Source organism: Pseudomonas sp. MHK4 (assembly GCF_054600775.1).
In genome coordinates this window covers 112,502-136,891 of record NZ_BAAIAK010000006.1, presented here as the reverse complement: position 1 = coordinate 136,891, position 24,390 = coordinate 112,502, and the positions used below count along the sequence as shown (strand labels likewise).

At 59.9% G+C, this 24,390-nt stretch carries 17 protein-coding genes; 7 read left to right on the top strand and 10 right to left on the bottom strand.

What is annotated here, in order from left to right:
• Nucleotides 1-15 precede the first annotated feature (15 nt).
• A complete protein-coding gene (locus tag ACYP2Q_RS17045; RefSeq protein ID WP_274075921.1) occupies nucleotides 16-204 on the top strand; it encodes a hypothetical protein in 189 nt (62 codons plus the stop codon).
• 56 nt (nucleotides 205-260) lie between these two features.
• Here ACYP2Q_RS17045 and ACYP2Q_RS17040 read toward each other — a convergent pair whose 3' ends face one another.
• A complete protein-coding gene (locus ACYP2Q_RS17040; RefSeq protein ID WP_459731550.1) occupies nucleotides 261-782 on the bottom strand; it encodes a DUF4142 domain-containing protein in 522 nt (173 codons plus the stop codon).
• 218 nt (nucleotides 783-1,000) lie between these two features.
• Here ACYP2Q_RS17040 and ACYP2Q_RS17035 point away from each other — a divergent pair, with 218 nt between their 5' ends.
• Nucleotides 1,001-1,231, top strand: coding sequence for a DUF465 domain-containing protein (locus tag ACYP2Q_RS17035; RefSeq protein WP_459731549.1), 231 nt, complete (start codon nucleotides 1,001-1,003; stop codon nucleotides 1,229-1,231).
• Between the two features lie 97 nt (nucleotides 1,232-1,328).
• The gene (locus ACYP2Q_RS17030) at nucleotides 1,329-1,571 is read left to right on the top strand and encodes a hypothetical protein (protein ID WP_459731548.1); all 243 of its coding nucleotides are present in this window, start codon (nucleotides 1,329-1,331) and stop codon (nucleotides 1,569-1,571) included.
• Between the two features lie 113 nt (nucleotides 1,572-1,684).
• On the opposite strand, the gene ACYP2Q_RS17025 is transcribed toward ACYP2Q_RS17030, so the two are convergent.
• The 6 genes from ACYP2Q_RS17025 to ACYP2Q_RS17000 all read right to left on the bottom strand — a co-directional run bounded on the left by ACYP2Q_RS17025 (nucleotide 1,685) and on the right by ACYP2Q_RS17000 (nucleotide 8,995).
• Nucleotides 1,685-2,773: an SMP-30/gluconolactonase/LRE family protein gene (locus ACYP2Q_RS17025; RefSeq protein WP_459731547.1), complete on the bottom strand. Its 1,089-nt coding sequence runs from the start codon at nucleotides 2,771-2,773 to the stop codon at nucleotides 1,685-1,687.
• Nucleotides 2,770-3,921: a sterol desaturase/SRPBCC family protein gene (locus tag ACYP2Q_RS17020; protein ID WP_459731546.1), complete on the bottom strand. Its 1,152-nt coding sequence runs from the start codon at nucleotides 3,919-3,921 to the stop codon at nucleotides 2,770-2,772. Before ACYP2Q_RS17020 ends, ACYP2Q_RS17025 begins: the two co-directional genes overlap by 4 nt.
• A gap of 745 nt (nucleotides 3,922-4,666) precedes the next feature.
• Entirely contained in the window at nucleotides 4,667-5,530 is an 864-nt protein-coding gene (locus ACYP2Q_RS17015) for a LysR family transcriptional regulator (RefSeq protein ID WP_459731545.1), read from the bottom strand.
• Between the two features lie 221 nt (nucleotides 5,531-5,751).
• Nucleotides 5,752-7,599, bottom strand: a complete 1,848-nt coding sequence (locus tag ACYP2Q_RS17010) for an amidohydrolase (protein ID WP_459731790.1) — start codon at nucleotides 7,597-7,599, stop codon at nucleotides 5,752-5,754.
• A gap of 292 nt (nucleotides 7,600-7,891) precedes the next feature.
• On the bottom strand, nucleotides 7,892-8,206 hold the full coding sequence (locus ACYP2Q_RS17005; RefSeq protein ID WP_459731543.1) for an SCP2 sterol-binding domain-containing protein: 315 nt from the start codon (nucleotides 8,204-8,206) through the stop codon (nucleotides 7,892-7,894).
• A 78-nt stretch (nucleotides 8,207-8,284) separates the two neighbouring features.
• On the bottom strand, nucleotides 8,285-8,995 hold the full coding sequence (locus tag ACYP2Q_RS17000; RefSeq protein WP_459731542.1) for a histidine phosphatase family protein: 711 nt from the start codon (nucleotides 8,993-8,995) through the stop codon (nucleotides 8,285-8,287).
• A 201-nt stretch (nucleotides 8,996-9,196) separates the two neighbouring features.
• Here ACYP2Q_RS17000 and sohB point away from each other — a divergent pair, with 201 nt between their 5' ends.
• Together sohB and ACYP2Q_RS16990 are read left to right on the top strand one after the other, a co-directional pair.
• The gene (sohB, locus tag ACYP2Q_RS16995; RefSeq protein WP_459731541.1) at nucleotides 9,197-10,219 is read left to right on the top strand and encodes a protease SohB; all 1,023 of its coding nucleotides are present in this window, start codon (nucleotides 9,197-9,199) and stop codon (nucleotides 10,217-10,219) included.
• A 178-nt stretch (nucleotides 10,220-10,397) separates the two neighbouring features.
• Nucleotides 10,398-14,225: a leucine-rich repeat domain-containing protein gene (locus ACYP2Q_RS16990; RefSeq protein ID WP_459731540.1), complete on the top strand. Its 3,828-nt coding sequence runs from the start codon at nucleotides 10,398-10,400 to the stop codon at nucleotides 14,223-14,225.
• A 68-nt stretch (nucleotides 14,226-14,293) separates the two neighbouring features.
• Here ACYP2Q_RS16990 and ACYP2Q_RS16985 read toward each other — a convergent pair whose 3' ends face one another.
• The 3 genes from ACYP2Q_RS16985 to ACYP2Q_RS16975 form a co-directional block, all read right to left on the bottom strand.
• A complete protein-coding gene (locus tag ACYP2Q_RS16985; protein ID WP_459731538.1) occupies nucleotides 14,294-14,788 on the bottom strand; it encodes a DUF934 domain-containing protein in 495 nt (164 codons plus the stop codon).
• Nucleotides 14,772-16,430, bottom strand: a complete 1,659-nt coding sequence (locus tag ACYP2Q_RS16980) for a nitrite/sulfite reductase (RefSeq protein ID WP_459731536.1) — start codon at nucleotides 16,428-16,430, stop codon at nucleotides 14,772-14,774. The genes ACYP2Q_RS16985 and ACYP2Q_RS16980 overlap by 17 nt, the downstream gene beginning before the upstream one ends.
• Before the next feature lie 518 nt (nucleotides 16,431-16,948).
• A complete protein-coding gene (locus ACYP2Q_RS16975) occupies nucleotides 16,949-17,164 on the bottom strand; it encodes a DUF2970 domain-containing protein (RefSeq protein WP_459731534.1) in 216 nt (71 codons plus the stop codon).
• Between the two features lie 174 nt (nucleotides 17,165-17,338).
• Between ACYP2Q_RS16975 and ACYP2Q_RS16970 the strand changes: the two genes are divergently transcribed.
• Together ACYP2Q_RS16970 and ACYP2Q_RS16965 are read left to right on the top strand one after the other, a co-directional pair.
• Nucleotides 17,339-19,588, top strand: a complete 2,250-nt coding sequence (locus tag ACYP2Q_RS16970) for a dermonecrotic toxin domain-containing protein (protein WP_459731533.1) — start codon at nucleotides 17,339-17,341, stop codon at nucleotides 19,586-19,588.
• 5 nt (nucleotides 19,589-19,593) lie between these two features.
• A complete protein-coding gene (locus ACYP2Q_RS16965; RefSeq protein ID WP_459731531.1) occupies nucleotides 19,594-24,372 on the top strand; it encodes an NEL-type E3 ubiquitin ligase domain-containing protein in 4,779 nt (1,592 codons plus the stop codon).
• The last annotated feature ends 18 nt before the right edge of the window (nucleotides 24,373-24,390 follow it).

Below are 24,390 nucleotides of genomic sequence, written 5' to 3'. Positions count from 1 at the left end.
ATGCACGAGGTAGTTATGAAAGATGAAAATGAACTAGACGAAAACGCCAAGACCCCCGAACCGGAAAGTGCCGACAAAGCGGTCGATCAGAAAAATGTTCACAGCGACAACGACAATGAGTTCAGCCCGGGCTTTAAACCTGATCCCGATCGGCCCAAGCCTGGCGATGACACGGATGCCGACATCGATACCGACGGTGGCTAGGTTTGGCGTAAATAAAAAGACCGCATCTGATGCGGTCTTTTTTTGTTTAATGAGGCCTATTTGTCTGGATGGGCGGCCTGCAGCTTTTTCGCCATATCCAAGTGTTTTTCCAGCCCTGGCAACATTTTTTGCGCGAAGCCCTTGAGCTCCGTTGCGCCTTTGGTCTTGTCGTCGGTCACGGTATTGGCTTCTTTCTTGAACAGCTCGATGGTGTCTTCGTGAGCCTTGACCTGATTGTTGGCATAGGCCGAATCGAAGGACTCGTCTCGCATGTCGAGGATCTTTTCCTTGGCCTGTTTCACCAGTGTCGTGGTGTCCGGCACTTCAATGTCATTCTTTTTCGCGATGGCCGCCAGTTCATCGTTGGCCTTGGAATGATCGGTGATCATCATGTTGGCGAACGCCTTGACGTCGGCTGACTGGCTTTTTTCCAGCGCCAGGCGGCTGGTCTCGATCTCGGCGATACCGCCTGCGGCTGCCTTGTCGACGAAATCGTTGGAGGTTGCCGCGAATGCCGCGCCCATGGTGGTGCTCAAGGCGATGGCCAGAGTGAGGTGGCGCAGGTTAAATCCGTCCATTGGTTCTTCTCCACACAGTTGATCATTGGCGATCGAGTTGATCGTTATGCTGTGGAGGGCGCGGCGGGGGCAAAGGTTTTATTGCATTTTCGAAAGGACGACGAACGGACACCGCTGGTCTGACAGGTGGTCGACAGAACCGGCCAACCAAGGCCATTCTGATAGTTGGCGAACGCAATCAATCGCGTTTGCTACCGATTAACAAACGGAGGTGTTCCATGCCGGTGCCCCATGACCTTTATCAGGATTTGAGTTGCACAAAGGAAGAAATCCAGCAGAAACGCACCAAGGATCCGTTATTGGATTCACTGATCAACAAATACTCGCAGGCGGACGCCGAAGTCGTGAAGGCAGAGCAAGCCAAATCCAGTGATGACGCGGTGTTAAAGCTCAAGGCCAAGCGCCTGGAGGTCAAGGACAAGATCGTCAGGCAACTCCAGGCGCCGTGAGCCACCGACAATCGGTGGCTGAATAATTGGAACGGCGATATTGACCGGCACCTCGAATGCTTGGAGCCCGATGACGCGGCTACATGCGAGGTGCCTCATGACTGATCCAAAATTCCCCAGTGAAGAACAGGGCGGCTACGATCCCATCCCGACCCACCCAGAACCCTTGAGTCCCGGCCGCACTACCGTCAACCCTGAGGATGAGCCGGGAATAGATGAACTACCGAACAACGAAGGTGCCATCCCCATGGATCAGGATGACGGCGCTGACATCGATCGGGAGCGGGTACGGGAAGAAACCGATAATGCAGTGCGCGATGGCGAGATGGATCCCAGGTAATTCGGACATCGACATTTCCTGTGGGAGCGGGCTTGCCCGCGATGCGGCCAGCAAATTCAACATTGATATCGACTGACAGGGCGCCATCGCGGGCAAGCCACGCTCCTACAGGCTTATTGCAATGCCGTGCTTAGCCGCAATCGGGCCATGTTCTTCGCTTTTAACGAGCCAAAATACAACCACTGCCCATACTCACGCACGGTGGTGATCGGCGAATAATTGTCGCTGCTGCCGTCCTGGAGATTGGTGACCACCTTGCCCTCGAGGTCCAGTCCCAGCACAAACGCGCGTTTTTCCACTGGCCTGGGCAGGACGAGCATCGCGCGCGCGATCATCTTGCGCGCGAAAGGGTGCGCCGCCGTTTTGTCGAGCAAGGCGTTGCGCGGCGCATACAGCGCCACCCAGAAGCGATCGCGGCCATTGAAGGCCAGGTTGTCCGGCAACCCCGGCAGGTTGTCGATGAACAGGTCATGGCTGCCGGCGTTCGGCCCGCTCAGCCAGTAGCGACTGATGCGATACGCGCCGGTTTCGTTGACCAGCACAAAGGCGTCGTCCGGACCCAGGCTGACGCCATTGGCAAACTCCAGCTTGTCCAGCAGCACCGAGGTCTTGCCGGTCTGGAAGTCATAACGCAGCAAGCGTCCGTCGCCGCCATGCTCGATGATGGCATCAAGGTCCTTGCCGTAGCCGAATCGGCTGGAAGCGTCGCTGAAGTAGGCGTAGTGCCCGGGCTTGTCGATGACCACGTCGTCGGTGAAACCAAATGCCACGCCGTTGGCGCTGGTGGTCAATGCTACCAGGCGTCCCTGGGCGTCCAGCGACAACAAGCCCTTGACCGCGTCGGCGATCACCAGCAAGCCATTGGGGTGGCGGGCCAACCCCAGGGGCCGGCCGCCGGTGTCGGCCAACACCTTGGTGTCCTGACCGTCCAGGCTGGTGCGAATGACCCGACCATCATGCAACCCGGTGATCAGCGCGTTGTTTTCCATGAGCAGCGCTTCGGGGCCGTCGATGTCCGCGGCGCCGACGCGTTCCATGCCCTTGAGGCGCTGGTTGTCCGCGTATGGGCCACTGCTGAGGGACGGTGCCGGTTGCGGGGTCCAGGCGACGGGCTTGACCTTGGTCGGCATCAATAGCAGGAAGGCGACGAGGGCAACGATCAGCAGCAATAGCCAATGATGAAACCTGATCGCTCGGCTCACGCACGGACTCCTGAGGGTGCCAGGTGTTTTTCCGCGCATTTGCGCAGTGACAGCATCGACGCCGCCGATTCGCGCTCGATCCGTCGCTTGAGCAGCAATGGGTTGGCCATGCGCATCGCCCATCCACTGAAGTGGTAGTCCAGGGTGCGAACAAAGCGCGTGGCATCGCCCTCGGCCGCGCATTCGTAGGTCAGAATCAATGAAAGGCCATTATCGCCTTGGGCCCGGGCAATCCAGCGGCGTCCAGGCAGATACTCATCGACCATCCAGCTCAAGTGCCCGTCACGCCCACCGGCGCGGATGTCCTCCTCGAACCGCGCGCCGGCGTGCAAGGGTCCATTCTGGCCATTGATCCTGAGGGACGATGGATGCCAGTCCGGCCAGTGGGTCACGGTGCTGGCATAGGCGAGCACGGCGATGGGGTCGCCGGCGATGTCGATCTGATGCCGCATGCGGGTCATGGGCGTTCTCCTCAGGTGCTGGAAGGCCGGCTCCGGTTCGGGTTCCCAGTAGAGGGTGCCAAACAGGTAATCCATCAACGGAAAAACGATGTTGAAATTGCGCTGCTGCATCATTTCGCGGCGGTGATGCAGTTCATGCAGGCGCCGCATCTGGCGGATCCAGGGCAGGCGCGTGATGCGGTTGTGCGCCGGCAGATGCTCGCAGGCATGGAACACCTCATAGGTCAGGTAGCCCAGGACCAGGCAGCCGCCAACCAGTCCGGCGACGTTTACATCCAGGGCCTTGAGCAGCCACCACAGGGGCAGGGTGATCAACAGGGTATGCAGCACGATCAGCCAGGCCGGGAACAGGATCACCCGCCAGTCGCGAGCGCTGTCGTAGGTCATGTGGCCGGGGGCGAAAAAGCTGTGGTGATCGCCGGCATGGCGGGCATAGAACATCCGCGCGAAGTTCTTTTTGTGATGACCGAGGTGCCGATGCACCAGGTACACGATGAGATTGAAGAACAGCAACGCCACCGGTACTGCCAGCCATTCAAGGGGCTTTACCTGGTGCACGGTGCTCCAGAAAGCGCTGATCGCCACCAGGCCGAACACCAGTACGAAGGTGCCATGCAGCCAAGGGTTATAGTGGGGATGGATGTCGCAACGGTAACGGGCACGGAATGCTTCGGTGGTCTGCCTCACTGCAATCACCTGTCTTTTTTGTTATCTCCAGCAGATTAGCCGATCCCGCGGTTTTGGCTGGTGGCCGGGCTGGATTTTGTTGACGACCCATTTCTCGCGGCTGTACCCGATCCACTGTGCGGGCTTGCCAGCGATGGCGGCATGACAGCAAACCAATCTCTCGCGGTTGTGCCCGATCAAACTGTAGGAGCTGGCTTGCCGGCGATGACGGCCTCACAGCCAACCAATCTCTCGCGGCTGTGCCCGATCTACTGTGGGAGCCGGCCTGCCGGCGATGGCGTCCTGACAGACGACCTATTATTTGCTAACCGAGTACATATCCATTCCTGCGGTAACGGCCGCTTATGGTTTCGCTCTTACAGCGAGTCACTTGGAAGAACGGAACGCCGCCCGGCCCTAAGTAACCAAGGGCTCTTGCCCCTGGCGTTCGGTGCCTCGCTAATGCTCGGCATGCCCTCGCTCCGGTCCTGCTCCGTGGGCCCGCCGCGCTGGGCCATCCATGGCCCAGCGCGGCTAAACCGGCATCCATGCCGGTTTACCCACTGCGCAGAACCGGAACGAAGCCTCTCGATGGGGCAAGAAAATCAAAAGCCAGATCAAAAGCAAAAGCAAAAGCCAAAGCGAGGCGAGCTAACGCTCGACCTCGTTGTTGGGTGGGTACGCGTTCCCCTGTAGGAGCTGGCTTGTCGGGTCGCCGCATCGCAGCGATGGCGCCCGAAAGAACAGTGCAGTATGCAAAGCCTACTCAAGTCAGCGGATTCCACCGCTGCGACCAATCATCATCGCTCCTGATCACCTCGCGCAGCAGGTCGAAGGCCCGTTGCAGCGCCGGCGAGTCGCGGTCGCGGGAGTAGACCAGGTAGGTCGGGTAACTGAATTCCGGGGCCTTGGGCACGGGTTCCAGCATGCCGTTTTCCAGGTAGCTCTGGACCACCCGGGTGCGGAAGTAACCGCTGCCGCCGTGTTCGAGGATGTACTGCAAACCCAGCGGGCCAAGGTTGAAACTGAGCGCCGCCTTGGCTTTTTCCGGCAGGGCGGCGTCGTGCTGGCGGCGAAAGTGCTGGCCCCAGTCGATGTAGACGTAGGGTTCGGAGCGTTCGGGGTGGCGTACGAGGATGAGTTTTTCCTCGAGGATCTGCTCGACCTGCAAGCGTGGCCAGTACTCGGGTTGATAGACCAGCGCCGCATCGAGCACGCCAAGCTCCAGTTGGCGCAGCAGGTTTTCGCCGTCGCGGATTTCCATGCGCAGCGCATGGCCGGGAATCCTGTCGCGCAGCACGCCGGCCCAACTGAGCATCAACGGATTGCACAGGCTGACCTCGCCACCGATGTGCAGGACGTCGTGGAACCCCTCGGGCAAGGGCAAGTCCCGCCGTGCGGCTTCCCAGGTTTCCACCAGTTGATTGGCATAGATCACGAAGGCCTCGCCATTGGGCGTCAGGCGGGCACCGGCGCGGTTGCGCACGAACAGCGTGCTGCCCAGGTGGCTTTCGAGCTTCTGTACCCGGGCGGTGATCGCGGTCTGGGTGACGTGGAGTTTCTCGGCCGCCGCGGCAAGGCTGCCGTGGCGGACGATTTCCAGGAAGGTACGGGCGAGATCGATGTCCATGGGGTGGCCGGTGCGGGAAGTGCTGGCATTGTAGGAGCAGGCTTCACCAGCTGCTACAGGTGGTGTTCAGCGATGAAAAATGCACCCCCCACGCAGATCCAATGTGGGAGCGGGTTTGCTCGCGAAAGCGGTAGTTCAGTCAACATTTGCGTTGACTGACATGGCCCCTTCGCGAGCAAGCCCGCTCCCACATTGGATTGCGATGCTAGCGAGACTGTCGGTCAAAACGCGAAACAGGAGCAGCCAAACGCACCCCAGAAACCACGGAAATCACTGACCGGCGCATTCGACAAGCGCGCCCGCTCATGACTGTGCGCATGCACCGCACAAGCCCCGACACACTGATGCACCTGAGCCGTCAGCGGTGCCGATGCTTTCCAGTGCCCAGGCACTTTGGCCACTGGCGACCACTCCGGTACCACGGGGATGGGTGGCGGCCCGAGTTTTTCGAACTCGACGCTGGCGTAGACAATCTTGCCATCGACCAGGGTCAGCACCGATTCGATCCCTTTGATGCCATCGGCCTCCATATGGAAATAATCCCCCGACAGGGCAATCAGGTCCGCCAGCTGCCCGACCTTGATCTGGCCTTTCTTGCCTTGCTCGGACGAGAACCAGGCGCTGCCATGGGTAAACAACTCCAGCGCGGTATCGCGGCTCAAGCCCTGCGGGTACAACGCCAGGCCGCCGACCGTGCGGCCGCTGACCAGCCAGTACAACGAAGTCCAGGGGTTGTAGCTCGACACCCGCGTCGCATCGGTGCCGGCGCCCACCGGTACGCCTTCGGCCAGCATGCGGGCAATCGGCGGCGTGTGTTCCGCCGCCTGGGCGCCATAGCGGTCGACGAAGTATTCGCCCTGGAACGCCATGCGATCCTGGATGGCAATGCCGCCGCCCAGCGCCTTGACCCGCTCGATGTTCTGCGGGGTGATGGTTTCGGCGTGGTCGAAAAACCACGGCAAGCCGTCGAACGGAATGTCGCGGTTGACCTTCTCGAACACATCGAGCATGCGGCTGATGGATTCGTTGTAGGTGGCATGCAGGCGAAACGGCCAGCGTTGCTCCACCAGATGCCGCACCACCGGCTCCAGGTCCTGTTCCATGCTCGCCGGCAGGTCCGGGCGCGGTTCAAGGAAGTCTTCGAAATCCGCCGCCGAGAACACCAGCATTTCCCCGGCTCCGTTGTGCCGCAGGAAATCGTCGCCCTGGCCGTAGCGCGAGGTGCTGGTCCAGTTCTTGAAATCGGTGAGCTCTTCCTTGGGTTTCTGGGTGAACAGGTTGTAGGCGATGCGTACGGTCAGCTGCTGGTCCTTGGCCAGTTGCTGGATGACCTGGTAGTCGTCCGGGTAATTCTGGTAGCCACCGCCGGCGTCGATCGCGCTGGTGACTCCCAGGCGATTGAGCTCGCGCATGAATTGCCGGGTCGAGTTGACCTGGTGCTCCAGTGGCAGCTTCGGCCCCTTGGCCAGGGTCGAGTACAGGATCATCGCATTGGGCCGGGCGATCAACATGCCCGTGGGATCGCCATTGGTATCGCGCTGGATTTCGCCGCCCGGCGGGTTCGGCGTATCGCGGGTATAACCCACCACTTTCAACGCGGCGCGATTGAGCAGCGCGCGATCATATAGGTGCAGGACGAACACCGGCGTGTCGGGCGCGGCCTTGTTCAGCTCGTCGAGGGTGGGCAGGCGCTTTTCGGCGAACTGGAATTCGTTCCAGCCACCGACCACCCGTACCCACTGCGGAGTTGGCGTGCGGTCGGCCTGGTCCTTGAGCAGGCGCAACGCATCGACCAGCGAGGGTACGCCTTCCCAGCGCAGTTCGAGGTTGTAGTTGAGGCCACCGCGGATCAGGTGCAAGTGCGAGTCGTTGAGGCCGGGGATCACCGTGCGCCCGTGCAGGTCGATGACCTGCGTGCCGGGACCTTGCAGGGCCATGGCCTGAGCGTCGCTGCCAACCACCACGAAGCGCCCGTCCTTGATGGCGACGGCACTGGCCTGGGGTTTCTTGCGATCGACGGTGTGCAGGCGTCCGTTGTAGAGAATGAGGTCGGCGGGGGTGTCTGGCATGGTTTTACTCCCTGCGAACAGCGGGCTGATCCAGGCACCGACGGCGCCTGCGCTAAGACCTTGCAGTACGTGACGGCGGTTGACGCCGTGGTGTTCCTCAGGTGGGCTCATGTCAGTGCTCTGCGCAACGTGAGTTGAGGGCAAACAGCGCAAAGCGCCGCATGCGGCCAGAAGGAATATAGTCGGCAAATCCGCGGGCAGGCGTTTTCAGACGCCGAAACGACGAATCCCGCCACAAGGGGCGGGATTCGTTTGCAGCCAGGCGCGCTTGCGAAAGCCGCAAGCGGCGCGCTTAGGCCGGGAACAACTCGGACAGTTTCATCGCCAGCATCATGTCGCCTTCAGCGCGCAGTTTGCCACCCATGAATGCCTGCATGCCGTCGGTTTCGCCGCTGACGATGCCTTCCAGGGTTTCGCCGTCCATCACCAGGGTCACCTGAGCGTCCGGGTTTTCGCCTTCCAGCAGCTCGCAGGTGCTGTCCTTGACGACCAGCGAGAAGTTCTTGGTGTCGTCGATGCGGAAACCGAAGACCAGGTCCAGACCGGCAGCAGCGGCTGGGTTGAACTTGGCTTTCATTGCTTGTACTGCATCTGCTACGGAGGTCATGGTTTGATCCTTTTTCTGGTAATTAGAGCAGGGTAATTAGAGCTGGGTGATTACAGCCAGGGTCACAATAGTCCGGACTCAGCGAAACGTGATGAGTTCCGGGGCCTTCAGCAGTTGCAGGTGCGCATGACTGTTGAAGGAAGCCAGGGCCACCTCGCGACCACGAAACTTGAGGTGGTTGAGCGAGGTGTTGACGATTTGCCAGTTCAGTTCAAAGGCCTGTTTGGCAGGCATTTGGGTAATCAGGTGGAGCAGGGCGGTGATGGTGCCGCCGGAGGTGAATACGGCGATTTTCTGGGTGTTGTCGGCTCGTTCGAGGATGCGCTGCAAACCGGCCTGAACCCGCTCGACAAAGCCCAGCCAGCTTTCCAGGCCTGGGGTGTCATAGGTGCCGGCGAGCCAGCGCTCGATGATCAGGGCGAAAATACGCTGGAATTCGGCGCGGTTCTGTGTGGCGTTGCGCAGGATGTTCAGCGCGTCGGGCTCGTCCGCCAGCATGGCCGGCAACAGCGCGCGTATCACCGCGTCGGCATCGAATTCATTGAACGCCGAATCGGTCTCCAGGATCGGCACCGGCAGGCCCACGGCGGCATATTGTTCGAGCGCGCTGTTGGCCGTATGTTGCTGGCGACGCAGGTCGCCCGACAGGCAACGATCGAAGCTGATACCGAGTTCCGCCAGGTGCTGGCCGAGAATTTGTGCCTGGCGAATACCGGTGGGCGACAGGACGTCATAGTCGTCTGCACCAAAGGAGGCCTGGCCATGTCGAATCAAATAGATGCTGCCCACGTCCGCGTCGTCCCGGTACGTTGAAGGTTTGGCGAGGTTATGGGGATGACGCTGAGCTGTCAATGAAAAAACATACGCTTGTTTGAAATGCTCGTTACAGGCCTGTTGCCATTGGTTTCACGGCTGGTCGCAGGCGCGGCGCATGGGTATGCTGGTGGTATCCCGCGCGCTTGCATGCCGCGCAACGTTTAAGGAGTCCCTGTGGAGTTTTTGTCCGAGTACGCCGTTTTCCTGGCCAAGACCGTGACCCTGGTGATCGCCATCCTGGTGGTGCTGGCCAGCTTTGCGGCCTTGCGCAGCAAAGGTCGACGCAAAACCGCCGGCCAGTTGCAGGTCAGCAAACTGAATGATTTCTACAAGGGGCTGCGCGAACGCCTGGAGCAAACCTTGCTCGACAAGGACCAGCTCAAGGCCTTGCGCAAGTCCCAGGTCAAGAGCGAGAAAAAACAGAAGAAGCAGCACGAGGCCAAACCGCGGGTTTTCGTGCTGGACTTCGACGGCGATATCAAGGCTTCAGCCACTGAAAGCCTGCGCCACGAAATCACCGCGCTGCTGACCCTGGCCACGCCCAAGGACGAAGTGGTCCTGCGCCTGGAAAGCGGCGGCGGCATGGTCCACAGCTACGGCCTGGCGTCCTCCCAGCTGGCGCGTATCCGTGAGGCCGGCGTACCGCTGACCGTGTGCATCGACAAGGTCGCGGCCAGCGGCGGATACATGATGGCTTGCATTGGCGAGAAAATCATCAGCGCGCCGTTCGCGATCCTCGGCTCGATCGGCGTGGTCGCGCAGTTGCCCAACGTCAATCGTCTGCTGAAAAAGCACGACATCGACTTCGAAGTGCTGACGGCCGGTGAGTACAAACGCACCCTGACGGTATTTGGCGAAAACACCGAGAAGGGGCGGGAGAAATTCCAGGAAGACCTGGACATCACCCACCAGTTGTTCAAGAACTTCGTTGCCCGCTATCGCCCGCAACTGGCCATCGATGAAGTCGCCACCGGTGAAATCTGGCTGGGCATTGCGGCGCTGGACAAGCAACTGGTGGACGAACTGAAGACCAGTGACGAGTACCTGGCCGAGCGCGCCAAGCAATCCGAGCTTTATCACTTGCATTATGCCGAACGCAAAAGCCTGCAAGAGCGCATTGGCATGGCGGCCAGCGGTTCGGTCGATCGTGTGTTGCTGAGTTGGTGGAGCCGATTGACCCAGCAACGCTTCTGGTAATTTCATTAGCCATTGAAAAAAAAACCGTGGATAACCCCACGGTTTTTTTCTTTCAGGACGCTCCACATTCCTTGCGAAGAAGGGAAATTTCCTAGAGTCCCTGACGATAGCTCCCGCTTTCGCGGGGATCGGGGCCGGGTATGGTGATGTTCCTGAAATGATCGCAATGGAATGCACCATGAATGAAATCCCTCTCGACACTGTTACAAGCCCTGAACCCGCTCCGCGTCTGCGGATGCGCGATGAACTCAAAGCTGCTTTGGACATATCCCTGCCGCAAACCCCTGGCCAGTTTGGCGAGTATTTGATCAGGCAACAGTGGGGCCAGGACATTGATCCGGCGACCGCGCAGTTGGTGACGCTGGATTACGATTTCAAAGGGCGTCCTGCGCAGGACGGCATCCACCAGGGACGGGTGGTGAGTTCGATGTCCCTGGTGCAAGCATTGCTGTCCAACTATCAGACCGTGGGCGACGGGCGCTTCGGTGAAACCGCCTTTGGGATGTACACGCCACCGGACGTCGGGCCGTCGATACGGATCGTGGCGCACGTCGACGAGTTTGCCGATGTTGGCAGCGGCAACCACGCCAGCTACGAAGGCATCTATCGCCAGACTGTGCCGCAAGGCTACGGGCCCGCCACCCAAATCGCCGTGAGGCCCGCCGATTTCAAGCAGTGGGTCTGGCGACTGAATTTGCAGGGCCTGTACCAGGCCTATCTAGATCAAGCCTGGCCAGCGGACGCCGAGATCGTCGCAGCCCGGCCGCACGCCCTGAAAACCTCGGCCAGAGCCGCCTTTGTCATGGCCGCTTTTCTACAGTTTCGTGAGAGCAGCCTGAGTCGAAAAGGCCTGGAGCTTGCCCTGCAGGCCGCAGGACTGCCGCCTGATCAGGCGTGGGCAACACTTAAACTCGAACAACTGCAGGCACCGGACCGCAGACTGAAGCCGAAGTCGGGTCGCCTGAAGCTTTATCGCTACACCGCGAAGGATATCTGGGGCTGGCGTGATCCGGATGGTCGGATTGCTTTGTACATCCCCGGTAACGCTTCGCCGCTGCACGTCTTCAACGATGCCGGGCAAATGCAGCAATGGGTGGTGGAACAGGGCAGAAGTGACGCGACGAAACTAGCCCTAGCTGAGCACTTTGCCGAGGATGACCGCAAGGACGGCACCTTTCACGCCGGTGTACTGACGGCGCTGGATGGCATGGCGGTCTATCCGCGGCAACACCGGCTGACCAAAGAAGCGGGGTTCTTCAACGATGACGGTTTTTGGGAGCCTGCGCGCTACGTCGGTTTCGATGACTCGCCAGCAGGCGCAGAGCCGTTTGCCCAGATGGTGCTGAGCATGAAGGAGGCCTCCCTGGCCAGTGTCAAAACCATCCGTGACGATGCACAGGTCAATCGGGATAACCTGAGTGCAGTCGTCGAACCTGTGGTGCAGTGGATCAACCGGTTCGGTCCACTGGCGCTGTTCGTCCCCGGTGGCGAAGGGCTGCTGGCGCTGGCCGGCATCATCGACGCCGGTTATGGTCTCGATCAGGCAGTCAACGGTGCAACTTCGGATGATCGAGCGGCGGGTGTCACCCGCACCGTATTCGGTTTGCTCAATGCGCTGCCGCTGGCAGGCGCAGGCGCAGTGCTCAAGGGCGATGCTGCGGAGGCTGGCGGCATTGCCGGGCGTCTCCGCGAACCAGGCCTGAATCCGGGCGACGCCAGGCCATTGCCGGATCCGCTCGCGGGCCCTCCAGCGCCAGCGGATCTTGCAACGTTGAACCGTGTGGAGCTTCTTCGCGGAATCGGACCCTCAGTGGCATCCTTGAGCGATGAAGTGCTGGCGCAGATCGGCAAGGTCAGTGCAATCGATGATGACATGCTGCGCCTGATGCACAGCGGGCGCCCGCCGACGCCCTTGCTGGCCGATATCATCAGCCGTTTCAGGATCGATCAGGAACTGGAGCAAGCGCTAATGTCACAAAGCGCACGCGCCGAGCTGTTTTCCACCCGTTACCAGGCGCTTCAGCGCTCGGAGCATCAGTGGGTCCGGATGTTCCAGCGGCAATACGCTGGCCTGCCCAGGAGCGCCATCGAACAAATGCTCGACCGCTATGGCGTGGACATCCAGAGCCCTGTGGACGCTGCCCGTGTCCGTCAAGCGTTCAAGCAGCTGAACCACAAGGCCCTGCAATACCAGGAGCATGTGCGGCTCAATCGTGCCTATGAAGGCTTGTACATTCGCTCGCAGGTCACTGCGCAGGCGGACACGCTGGCCCTGCATTCGCTGAAAAATCTGCCCGGATGGCCAAAGAACCTGCGAATTGAAGTCCGCGAGCACTCCCTCATCGGCCCAATGATCGATCGTACCGGCGGGCTTGACGCCCCCAGCGTCAGACGACTGATCAAGGTTGCAGGTCATTACCAGGGGCGAGCCGGGCAGATGGATTTTTATGCAGCACTGGTCGAAGTCTTGTCCGAGGACGAGCGTTCGGCATTGCAATTGTCTGCGGTCGATCCGGCATTGGCGTTGCGGCTGAAAGTCAGTGAGCAGGCATTGCCACGCCCGGAATTGGTGCGCGGACTGCACAGGATGGACAGCGGTGTGCCCTTCGAGGCGCAAGGGCTGCGCGGTGGCGGTTTCCCCGGTCCGCCGGAGGGTGCAGCGGTGACGCACGAAATGATGAGGCTGCAGCTCAAGGAGATCTACCCGGATTTCACCAATACTGAAGCCGATGAGCTGCTACAGCGTACCGGTGGCGGTGCGCAGGCACACATCGATTGGCTGAAACAACAGTTCCAGCAGCTCAACACTGACTTGAATGCCTGGATCGATCAGGTGATGGACGACATTGAGGACATGGACATTGACTTCCTCGACGCAGACGATGACGGGGCAGAGGGACTGGCGGATGAGGAGATCGAAGAGCATAACGAAGAGCTGGTCCAGAATGCGATCAACTACGAACGGGAAACCAGGATCGAGCTGGCTGACGAGCTCAAAGACATCTGGCAAAGGCGTGCGAAAGACGACCTGCGTGTCTATTCAGGCGAGGAACTCGTGGGTTTCAAGCTCCACCTGGGGTACGAGGACTATCACCGATTGCCGGTCATGAACATACGGTTCAACGATGTCGTCGAGTTGCAGATGTCGCACTTCCACGTGGCCGAGCGTGAAACCCTGAGCGGGTTCCTGGAGTGTTTTCCAAACCTGCAGACCCTGAATCTCGAAGGTGCCGAACTGATGGAATTCGACGACCAGGGCAATGGGCGGACTGTGCTGCCGACGGCCATCTTCAGCATGACACATCTCAGGTCGCTGAGTCTCAAGGCCATCGGCCTGGAATTCACCGAAGCGACGGCCTCGCAGTTGAGCGGGCTGGTCAGGCTGCGAGCACTGGACCTGAGCGACAACCCATTGGGCGTCCCCCCCCTGGTGCTTGGGATGAATGACTTGCGGCGGCTGAACTTGTACAACACCCGGATTACCTCTTGCCCGATCGGCATCAACCACGAGCCCTATATGATCACACTGGATTTGCGTGATAACCACATTGCGCGGATTCCGCCCGCGGTGATGAACCAGGCTGTCTCGGTGGATCGTGTGCTGCTGTGGGGCAATCCATTGACGGACGAGGACACGCTGCGCCGACTGATCGCTCATCGCGAGCAAACGGGGATCAGTTTATGGCTGGGCGCGCCAGGCGCTGACTATGGGCAGCCGATGGCATGGCTGCGAGACTGCGACGCAGCGCTGCAACAATCCCGGCAAGCACTTTGGCAACGGCTGGCAGGAAAACCCTCCGGTACGCGGTTCTTGAGCGCAATAGACAGGTTGAGCCTGACCCCAGACTTCCGTGTCGCTTATCCGATGCTTCAGGCGCGCGTTTGGCGACTCCTGGAGCAGGCCGATGCTTCAGACGTCTTATGGAGTCAATTGATCGCGGTGCGCGGGCGGCTGGAAAACCCATGGGTGGCTTTCGGGACGCTGGAACGGTGCGCAGGCCTTTGAACGGATATTATCCGTGGTGCCTGCAGGGAGGGAGCCTTGAACCCCGAACGGGGTTCAAGGTTTGACAGTCAGCGGCGACGGAACAGCGGCAGCGGTTCGTCGGTGGCGGCCTGATAGGTCACCGAGAAGTCCTTGAGACCTTCCAGGGCTTCGTACGGATCTTTGTCGGGGCGTATCGCGAACGCATCGAAACCGCAGCGGTGCAGGTAGAACAACTGGTCGCGCAGTACATCGCCAATCGCCCGCAGTTCGCCTTTGAAACCGTAACGGTCACGCAGCAAACGGGCATTGGAGTAGTTACGGCCATCGGTGAAGGCCGGGAAGTTCAAGGCAATGACCTGGAAGCTCGCCACGTCTTCACCGATTTCTTCGGCTTCTTCACCGGCATCCAGCCAGATGCCCAGGCCGCCGTCGCGGGCCAGGAGCATGCGGCTGTGTTCGCGCCACAGCTGCAACGGAACGATGTAGTCGTCGCAGTTGGTGATCTCGTCGATGTTGAAGTCCTTGGGCAGCAGGTGCCAGGTTTCGTCGACGACTTCGTTGTTCTTAATGATTCGCTGCATAGACGCGTTCCTTGAAGAGGTCGATGCCAATACGCTGGTAGGTGTCGATGAAACGCTCGTCTTCGGTACGTTGTTCGATGTACACGTCGATCAGCTTCTCGATCACGTCAGGCATGGCTTCCTGGGCGAAGGACGGGCCGAGGATCTTGCCCAGGCTGGCGTCACGGCTGGCGCTGCCGCCGAGCGAAACCTGGTAGAACTCTTCGCCTTTCTTGTCCACCCCGAGGATGCCGATGTGGCCGACGTGGTGGTGACCACAGGCGTTCATGCAACCGGAGATGTTCAGGTCCAGTTCACCGATGTCGAACAGGTAGTCCAGGTCGTCGAAACGGCGCTGGATCGATTCGGCGATCGGGATCGACTTGGCGTTGGCCAGGGAGCAGAAATCGCCACCCGGGCAGCAGATGATGTCGGTCAGCAGGCCGATGTTCGGCGTGGCGAAACCTTGCTCGCGCAACTCGCCCCACAGGGCGAACAGCTTGTCCTGTTCGACGTCGGCCAGGATGATGTTCTGCTCGTGGGAAGTGCGCAGTTGGCCGTAGCTGTAACGCTCGGCCAGGTCGGCCACGGCGTCGAGCTGCTTGTCGGTGATGTCGCCCGGGGCAACGCCGGTCGGTTTCAGGGACAGGGTCACGGCGACATAACCGGGCTTCTTGTGGGCCAGGGTATTGCGCACGCGCCAGCGGGCGAAGCCTGGGTGTTGCTGGTCGAGTTCGGCCAGGGCGGCGGTCTGGTTATCCAGCGCCTTGTAGTCCGGGTCGACGAAGTGTTTGGCGACGCGATGCACTTCGGCTTCGGTCAACGTGGTCTGGCCACCGCGCAGGTGTTCCATTTCCGCGTCGACTTTCTGGGCGAAGACTTCAGGGGTCAGCGCTTTCACCAGGATCTTGATCCGCGCCTTGTACTTGTTGTCGCGACGGCCATAGCGGTTGTAGACCCGCAGGATGGCGTCGAGGTAGCTCAACAGGTCTTGCCACGGCAGGAATTCATTGATGAACGCGCCCACCACCGGCGTACGGCCCAGGCCACCACCGACCAGCACACGGAAGCCCAGTTCGCCAGCGGCGTTGTGCACCGGCTCAAGGCCGATGTCATGGACTTCGATGGCGGCACGGTCGGACGTCGAACCGTTGACGGCAATCTTGAACTTGCGCGGCAGGTAGGCGAATTCCGGGTGGAAGGTGGTCCACTGGCGCACGATCTCGCACCATGGGCGCGGGTCGATCAATTCGTCGGCAGCGACACCGGCGAACTGGTCGGTGGTGACGTTGCGCAGGCAGTTGCCGCTGGTCTGGATCGCGTGCATCTGCACGGTGGCCAGCTCAGCCAGGATATCCGGGATGTCTTCCACGGCCGGCCAGTTGAACTGCACGTTCTGCCGGGTGCTGATGTGCGCGTAGCCCTTGTCGTAGTCGCGGGCAATCTTGGCCATCATTCGCATTTGCCGCGAAGTCAGCTGGCCGTAAGGCACGGCGACTCGCAACATCGGCGCGAAACGCTGGATATAGAGGCCATTTTGCAGGCGCAGGGGGCGGAATTCTTCTTCGCTCAGCTCGCCTGCCAGATAGCGTCGGGTCTGATCACGGAACTGCTTGACGCGGTCCTCGATGATCCGCTGATCGTATTCGTCGTATACGTACATATAAGTCCTGTTCTCAGGCTTGGGTCGCTCGGATACCGCTGCGTTTTTGTGCTTGCCGGAGTCCGATAAAACCTCTGCAATTCTGCGCGCACGGCCGCGCACTCCCTACGGAGCCGGGGCAAGATACCAGTTTGCGGTTATGCGCAAAAGTGATGTTTGAGTATATGTAAAGAACCAAAAGGACTAATGAGAATCGTTGTTGCAAAGACCCTGTTTGTGGTGCGGGCAATCGTCGTCTTTAATGTGATCGAGTCTTTATGCAATCACCGATAAAACCGACAAGAGGCGATGCAATGAGCAACCCAACCAAAGCAACGAAAAGCGATAGTTCGGTCGATGCCTGGGCGATTCTGTTCCTGATCATCCTGGTCGTCGGCACTGCGGTATTCTGGGTCAGTCACCAGTAATCGGCCCCGTCCGGGCTCCGCTGCGGCAATTGACGGGCGAAAACCGCAACAAGCGTCGTTTCACGGACATTCGCTGGCTTTGAGGCGCAGCGAATGGCCGGGGGGGGCGCGTCAAACCCCTGCCAACATCAGCACCAGTTTGACGATGCCAAACAGCATCAGGGCAAACACCACCGTGAACCCAATCCCCAAAATCACGAAATGACTGGGCTTGCCGTGGGTAAAGTCGCGGGCGCGGTTCTTCGCGCTTTGCACGCCGAACGCCGCCGCCATCACGCTGTGGAGCATTTGCCAGAAAGTCGGCGGTTTGTTGTTTGAATCGTCCATGGGGCCTCACGCGATGTGATGTCTGTGTACTCACCCTAGGGTAGTCAGTTTTACCGCTGATCGCGGCAATCCTGGCTCTATGATCAAGCTTTGCCGTTATAACTATGTACCACCATGACCGGACACGGGCGTGATGTCCTGACACCTCATTTTTCAGGTATCAGGAACGACTTTATGCCAGCTCCTTCAAAACCCGCCGGACCGGGACTCCACGCCTCGTTGATCAAGAGTCGTCTACCCGGCTGGATTGAGCACCTCACGCCCGCCCATATTCAGGCGTTGGATCGGGCTCGGGACCCCGCTCAGCAGTTCATCGCTGCTTACCCCCAGCAGTACGCCCAGGCATCGCCCGCATTGCGCCAAGCCTTGCTTGACAGCCAGGCACAGAGCACAGCATCCAACCTGGCGCTGGCCAAGACCCTCAAAGACTTCAAAGGCATCACCGAGTTTGCCAAGCCATTGCTGGAAGAGGCCATGCGCAAACAGTTCGGCCAGGCTCCGGATGTCAATCGGACCCACCTGTTTCATTTACGCTCGCCCAACCTGCTCGAACATCAGCCCCTGCTGCAGGCGGCGCTGCGCAACTTCGAGGCTGATGAACCTTTTGATGGGGTTGCCTTGCAGGAAACCAGTGCCTTGGCCCCCGCGGATGCACTGGAGAGCCAGGCGTACGGTACGAGTCCGATCTTCCCCCATTTCAATTCGCGCTACATCATTCACAACAAGCTGTCGATCAAGCCTGCCGAGTTTGCCAGCCTGTGCCGCAAGCTGGACCTGGGCAAGCAGTATCAGGACCACCTGAGCGCGACGTTCGACGCGCCTCACATGGCCGCGCAGGTGCGCCGGCAGACGATTACGGCCAACAAGGATCGGATGCGCTTGCAAGCGCATATCGCCCGGGCGCGCTCCAACATAGATGAAACGGCCTACACCACGTTGATGGCGATACTCAATGACACGCCGCAAACCAATAGCGTCTCGGCATCGCTGTCCTATAGCCGGTTGCAGGTCTTTGGCTCGGACTTGAACGATATCCTGGTTATCGGCCCAGGTTGGCGAAAATTGCGCAAAATCGGCGAGAATCCTTGGACAATGGCGGTGCCTGTTTTACCCACTCTTACGAGGTTTTTGTCTGACACTCAAATCATTGTCTACATCCCGGCGGACCCTCTGAGTCCCTTCAAACAATATGCCTCCTTGAGCGAGTTCTCCAAGGTGCTGGCAATCAATCTGCGGTCTGCCAGCTATCAGCGATTCTTCTCAGGATTTGTCCCGCGGGATGAGTACGCGAGGTTCTTTCATCGACTCAAGAATCAGCTCAAGGTCTACCGTTGGAACCCAAACCCGGTCTATCCAGGCCCACCCTATAACCCGTTGGCGTTTCGCGATGGCATATACGAACAAGTCTGGAACGACGACATTGATCTTGCGATGGATGAAACCTTCATTGACGGTGAGGTGTTTGGTGAGCTCTATAAAAGTCATTTGGCCAGGATCAAAGCCGATGCGCTGTTGCTGGCGATTCCCACCGCTGAAGTAGATCACGAGGCCTGGATCGAACGGCTCAAGCACTACGCTGAATGGGGGCTCAATGTCCTGAACGTGGCCGCCTTTTTCGTGCCGGGGCTGGGAGAGGTGATGATGGCGGTGACCGTCGTCCAATTGTCGGTCGAGGTTTACCACGGGGTGGAAGCCTGGAAACAGGGCGATGCCGAGGAGGCATGGACACACCTGCGATCCGTTGTGCAAAACGTCGCATTCATCGCTGCATTGGGTGTGATCGGCGCAAAAGCCGGCACACCTCCGCAAATCAGGGGCAGCCAGGTGGTGGACGGGTTGCTGCCGGTCAAGTTGCCCAATGGCCAGGTACGGTTGTGGAAGCCCGACCTGGTTCCCTACGAAAGCGACGTGTTGCTGGGCGAAACGCTCAAGCCCAACGCCCAGGGCGAGTATTCGGTGAACGGCAAAAGCTACATTCGCCAGGACGGCAAGGTCTATGAAAAACACTTTGATTCACAGATCAAAAAATGGCGGCTCAGGCACCCGACCGACCTCGACGCGTACCAGCCCATCTTGCACCACAACGGTCTGGGCGCCTGGCGTCATAGCCTGGAGCAGCCCCTGGAGTGGGATCGCCCCATGCTGTTGCGGCGCATGGGCCATGTGACGGAGCCCTTTACCGATGAGGTGTTGGCGCACATTGCCGACGTCAGCGGGGTCAGCGACGACGCACTGCGCGCCATGCACATCGATCATCAGCCACCTCCACCGCTGCTGGCCGAAACCTTGAACCAGTTCAAGATCCACCAGGAAGTCAATACGCTGGTAGACCAGGTGCGCACGGGTAAAGGCATCGCCGATAACCGTGCCGACATTGTATTACCGGTACTGGTTGATATGCCCGCTGGCCGTTCGGCCGGGTGATCGAAGTGTTCGAGGGCCCGGGGCTTGTGGGCAAGTCGACGCGTTACGGGTATGCACCGACACGGGCCAAGCCCACGATCAAGGTCACCGCAGAGCAGGTTTCCAGCGGTCAACTGCCGGGGTCTGTACTGGCCGCGCTGGACGAGCGGGAAGTCAGCCAGTTACTCGGGGGCGAAGGCGCCAGAGGCAGGAGCGAGTGGGTGACCGAGTTCAGCAAGCAGATGGCTGACCACTTGAACAGCCAAAAGACCTCTATGTTCACCCAAATTGAAAGAGGCACAGGCGCCGTCGAAGCGGATTTAAAAGTCCTTCAGCGGGCCAATCCCGGCATGCCTGACAGCATCGCACGACAGTTGTTGACCGAGGCCTCCGAGCTGGAACGTCTGAGCCTGAACAAGCGCCAACGCGTGCCGCTGGCCATGGCCGAAAAGGCTCGCGGGTTGATGCAACAGGCCCGCCTGAACCGGGCCTTTGCCGGCCTGAGCCTGGACAGCCTGGCTTCGCTGGACAGCGATCGCGTCGCGCTGCACGCGCTGGAGCACCTGCCGGGCTGGCAGGGCAAGGTACGACTGGAGATTCGCGAAGGCAGCGTAGAGGGTCGCCTGGTCGACAGCATCGGTAGTGATATGGCGCCAGAACGTAAATACCTGGTCATCCGGGACAATCAGTTCCAAGCCTATGACGCTGAGGGAAACACTTTGAACGGCGTGTCGGGCCAGGGGCGTAACTACTTTTCCTCCATCCTTCATGCCCTGCCGGATGGCGTGCGCAGCGATCTGGCGATGCCCAGCGTGGGGCAGGGTGCGGACCTGCAAAAGGCAGTGACCGAGTATGCCATTGGCCATCGCAGCGAGATGTCGCGAGCATTGAAACAACAACCACCCAGACGCGGATTCAGGGGGCCGGAGCCGGGCGTTGCAGCCTATGGGCTGAGTGGGCGCGGCGCCGGCGCGCAGGTGGGCTACAACGCCTCACTGGTTGCCCGGGTGCGGGACATCTATCCCAACCTGACGGAGGAAATGGCGGGTCGGTTTGTCAGTGACCAAATGCTTTGCGGGCGGTCCGATCAGCAGATTTTCACTTTACTGAACAACCGTTCCCGCGAACTCGAAGCATTGACCGCGACACTTGATGGGTGGGTAGAACCCCAGGCAGGGCCATCGCTGAGTATTGATCGCCTGAATCGGCGAGTCGTCGCCGACCGTTTGATTCATTGCTGGCGATTGGGGCTGCACCGCGACGGCAACGCCAACGTTAACCTGGATCTCTCTGGCGCTAGCGACCTTCCTGTCCTGGCGGCTGACTTCTCCCATGTCAAAGAGATAAAGCTCAATAGCGCACTCTGCGCGTCGCCCGCTGCCGGGGAACTGTTGAGTCAGTTCCCCAAGCTGAGGAGCGTTCGTGTGACGATCACCGAGGGCGCGCAGTTACCAGCCTCCGTCACGGCCGCCACTGGCCTTCGCGAGCTGCACCTTGAGGGTTGGGAGCTTAGCCATTCGGCTGAGTTGCAAGCGCAATTGAATGCGATGCCGCAGCTGCAAACGCTCAGCATCAGAGGGAAGATGGAAGGCCTTGACCTGAACCGCCTGAGCCAGCTGCGACAGCTGGATTTGTCCTATTGCCAGTTGCAGCAATGGCCGGCGGGCATCCTGGAGTTGGATCACTTGCAGTCACTGAATCTATCGGGAAACCCGATCAGCAGGCTGCCGCAGGCGCTGCTCAGCGGCCATGAGCCGCTGTGGAGAGGCCTGGTCATGGATTGGAGCAAGCTGGAGCATGCATCATTCATGTCGGCTTATCGCCATGTGCTGGACAACCCTGCCCACCTGGCCGACGCCGAGCAAATGGCCAACCATTACCGCGGGGGATGCTTGAGAAGCCGAGTGCCGGTGTCCGAACAGGCCCGTTTCCAACTACCGTCCAGGGAGGAAGGCGTCACCACCGCCACCTTGCTTGAGCAGATCGGCGAGATGCGCCGGGAGGAGGACCAGTTCGTGCGGCAACTGGATGACTGGAAGGCCCAATCGATCAGGGTCGAACGTATGGGCTATGACGGCGATCATCGCCAAGTCGTTGCTGATCGCCTGCTGGCTTCTTGGCGTTATGGCGTGCAGGCCCGTTGGGGGGGAGAAACCCAAGGGCACGCGACGGCACCAGTGCTTGATTTGTCGGGCGGCCTGTTAGCTGATTTGCCCGATCTGCCGTCGGCGGCCTACACCCATGTGCAGACCCTGAACCTGCAAAGGACATTCCTGGCGCAAGGCGAGGTGGACCGTCTTCTGGCCCGACTGCCGCAGCTGCAAAACCTGGATCTGAGGTACAACCGCCTCTACGAGCTGCCGACCGCCGTGGACCAGCTCACCCGGTTGCGGGTGTTGGACCTGAGCCATAACGACCTGACGATTACCCCTGCCATACAGGGGCGCTTGAGCCGCTTGACCAGCCTTGAAGTACTGAACCTGCAATTCAACCGGGTGGGAGCGCTGGATGTCAGTGGCATGACCGCACTCAAATCCCTGGATTTGAGCAGTACTGCCGTTACCCAGTGGCCAAACGGGGTACTGGATTTGCCCAACTTGCGCAGCGTGAACTTCAACAACAGCGGTATCACCTCCTTCCCGCAGCCGATAACGATAGCGAACGAGCACCTGTTGGCCATGGCTCAAGTGCGTGGCTGCCGATTGACCGATCAGGCCATCGCCGAGCAACTGGATGTCGCCAATCGGCTTCGTGCACGTCTAGGGCTTCCGCCCATGCCCGCTCCTGCGGTTGCAGATCGAAGTCATCTGCAAATGATGCTTGAGCCGGCTCAACCGCTTTTTTATCCGGACCTCGACGCGATACGTGCCGAATGCGTGTTGCCGGACTTGCCCGCCGAGGTGGTCCCGGGTGAACCGGCGCTCACCGCGCACGAACGCTTGCGCAGGCTCGATCCGGACATGGACCAGGCGATGGCGCACAAGGTCATCGAGGGACTTGAGGGCGAGGGCCTGAGCCCGACGCAGATTGATGCGCGCATCACGCAATGGCGCCAGGCGTATGTAACGACGAGGAATACGCTCAATACCTGGATTGAAAGCCGGGTCTTCGGCGAGGCAGGGCGCAATGTTTCGCAGCGCTCCCGTCGACGCGCTGCAGACAGCATCCTGTGGTGCTGGCGCCGGGAAGTGCTGGTCGGCCCGGTTGAGCGGGCACCCGGCGGCGGGGCGATCCTCGACCTGACGGATCTGGGGCTGGGGGATTTACCGGCCCTGGCGCAACCTCTTGCCTCGGTTCATACCCTCAGGTTGGGTGGCGCGGGGTTGAGTGAGCAAGGTTCCAATGGGTTCCTCAACAGTTTTCCTCGACTGCGCAATCTGGTGCTCGATCAAAACCGGCTCGAGAGTTTGCCGGACGCAGTGACTGGCATGCGTGACCTCAGCTGCTTGCAATTGCGCTACAACGAATTGTCGATGACCGAGACATTGCAACGCCAACTCAACAGCCTGTCTGCGCTCAGGGAGTTGGACTTGGGCAACAACCGCCTGCTGGCATTTGACGTCAGTGTAATGCCTCGGCTTGAGGTCCTGAATCTGGAAGGCAACAACCTGGCGGAATGGCCTACGGGGGTGTTGCAGGTTCCAGGCCTCAGGACACTGAACCTGAGCCGCAATCGACTGACAACGATTCCCGAGGCGTTATGGGATTTGCAGAGTGGCCCGCCTCGGGGGCCGTATGTGAACGCTGTACTCAGGCATGAGCGCTTGATCAGTGGCATGGATATCAGCGACAACCCTCTATCGCACGAGGACGTTTTGGCCATTCTCGATTGTTCGCGAGAGCATGGCCATCGCCTTGGTTACTCCCAGGATGACCTTGAAGGAAGTGCCTCGGACGAGGGTTCGATGTCGGGCGAAGAAGAGGCGTCTGCCGACGAGTCTCTGGGGCAAGCCAATGATTGCGAGGAGGAACAACTGGCACGCTGGTTGACCGACGATGTGGCGAATAACGCAACAAGAAGAGCCATTTGGCAGCGGCTCAAGGCGCAAGAGAGCAACGAGGCGTTCTTTCACTTGCTCTCGGAACTGAGGGAAAGCGCCGACTTTGCCCGAACCCGGGCCGACCTCACCGACCGCGTCTGGCAAGTCTTGGAGGCTGCTGATCGTAATGACTCTCTCCGCGAGCTGCTGTTCGGCGCGTCGCGATCAGGCTACACCTGCGGGGATGGACGCATTCTGCTGTTCAGCGACCTGGAAGTTCAGGTGCTGGTGTTCAACACCGAACAATCCGTGGGAACCGGGCAACAAGGCGCCGCACTCCTCGGATTGGCCAAACGGCTATTTCGCCTGGACAAGGTCAAGGCCATTGCCGACGCGCGCGTCAAAGCCAATCCAGGGACGGATCCGGCAGAAATTCGCTTGGCCTATCGCAAGGGCCTAGCCAATAGACTGCAACTGCCGAACCAGCCACGGGACATGTTGTATGAAGGTATAGCCAACATTTCCTCTACCGATCTCGACGCTGCCTTCTCCCAGGTGACGGCGGCGGAGCAAACGGACGAATTGGTGAGCAGCCTTGCAGAGCGCACATTCTGGAGCGACTACCTGAAGAAAACGTATCCGCAAAGGTTTGCCGATTTTCAACGTCAACATGAAGTTGAGTACGACCGGGTGGAGGAACTTCATCCGAATTTCGACGATGCGCGCGAACTGGCGATGCAGGCCTGGAGTATCGACAAAAACGTCGCAGAGCAGGCGTTGAAAATTGAGCTCACGGGGCTTGAGCGGACTGAATTGGGCCTGTAAGGGGGAAACGGCAGCCGC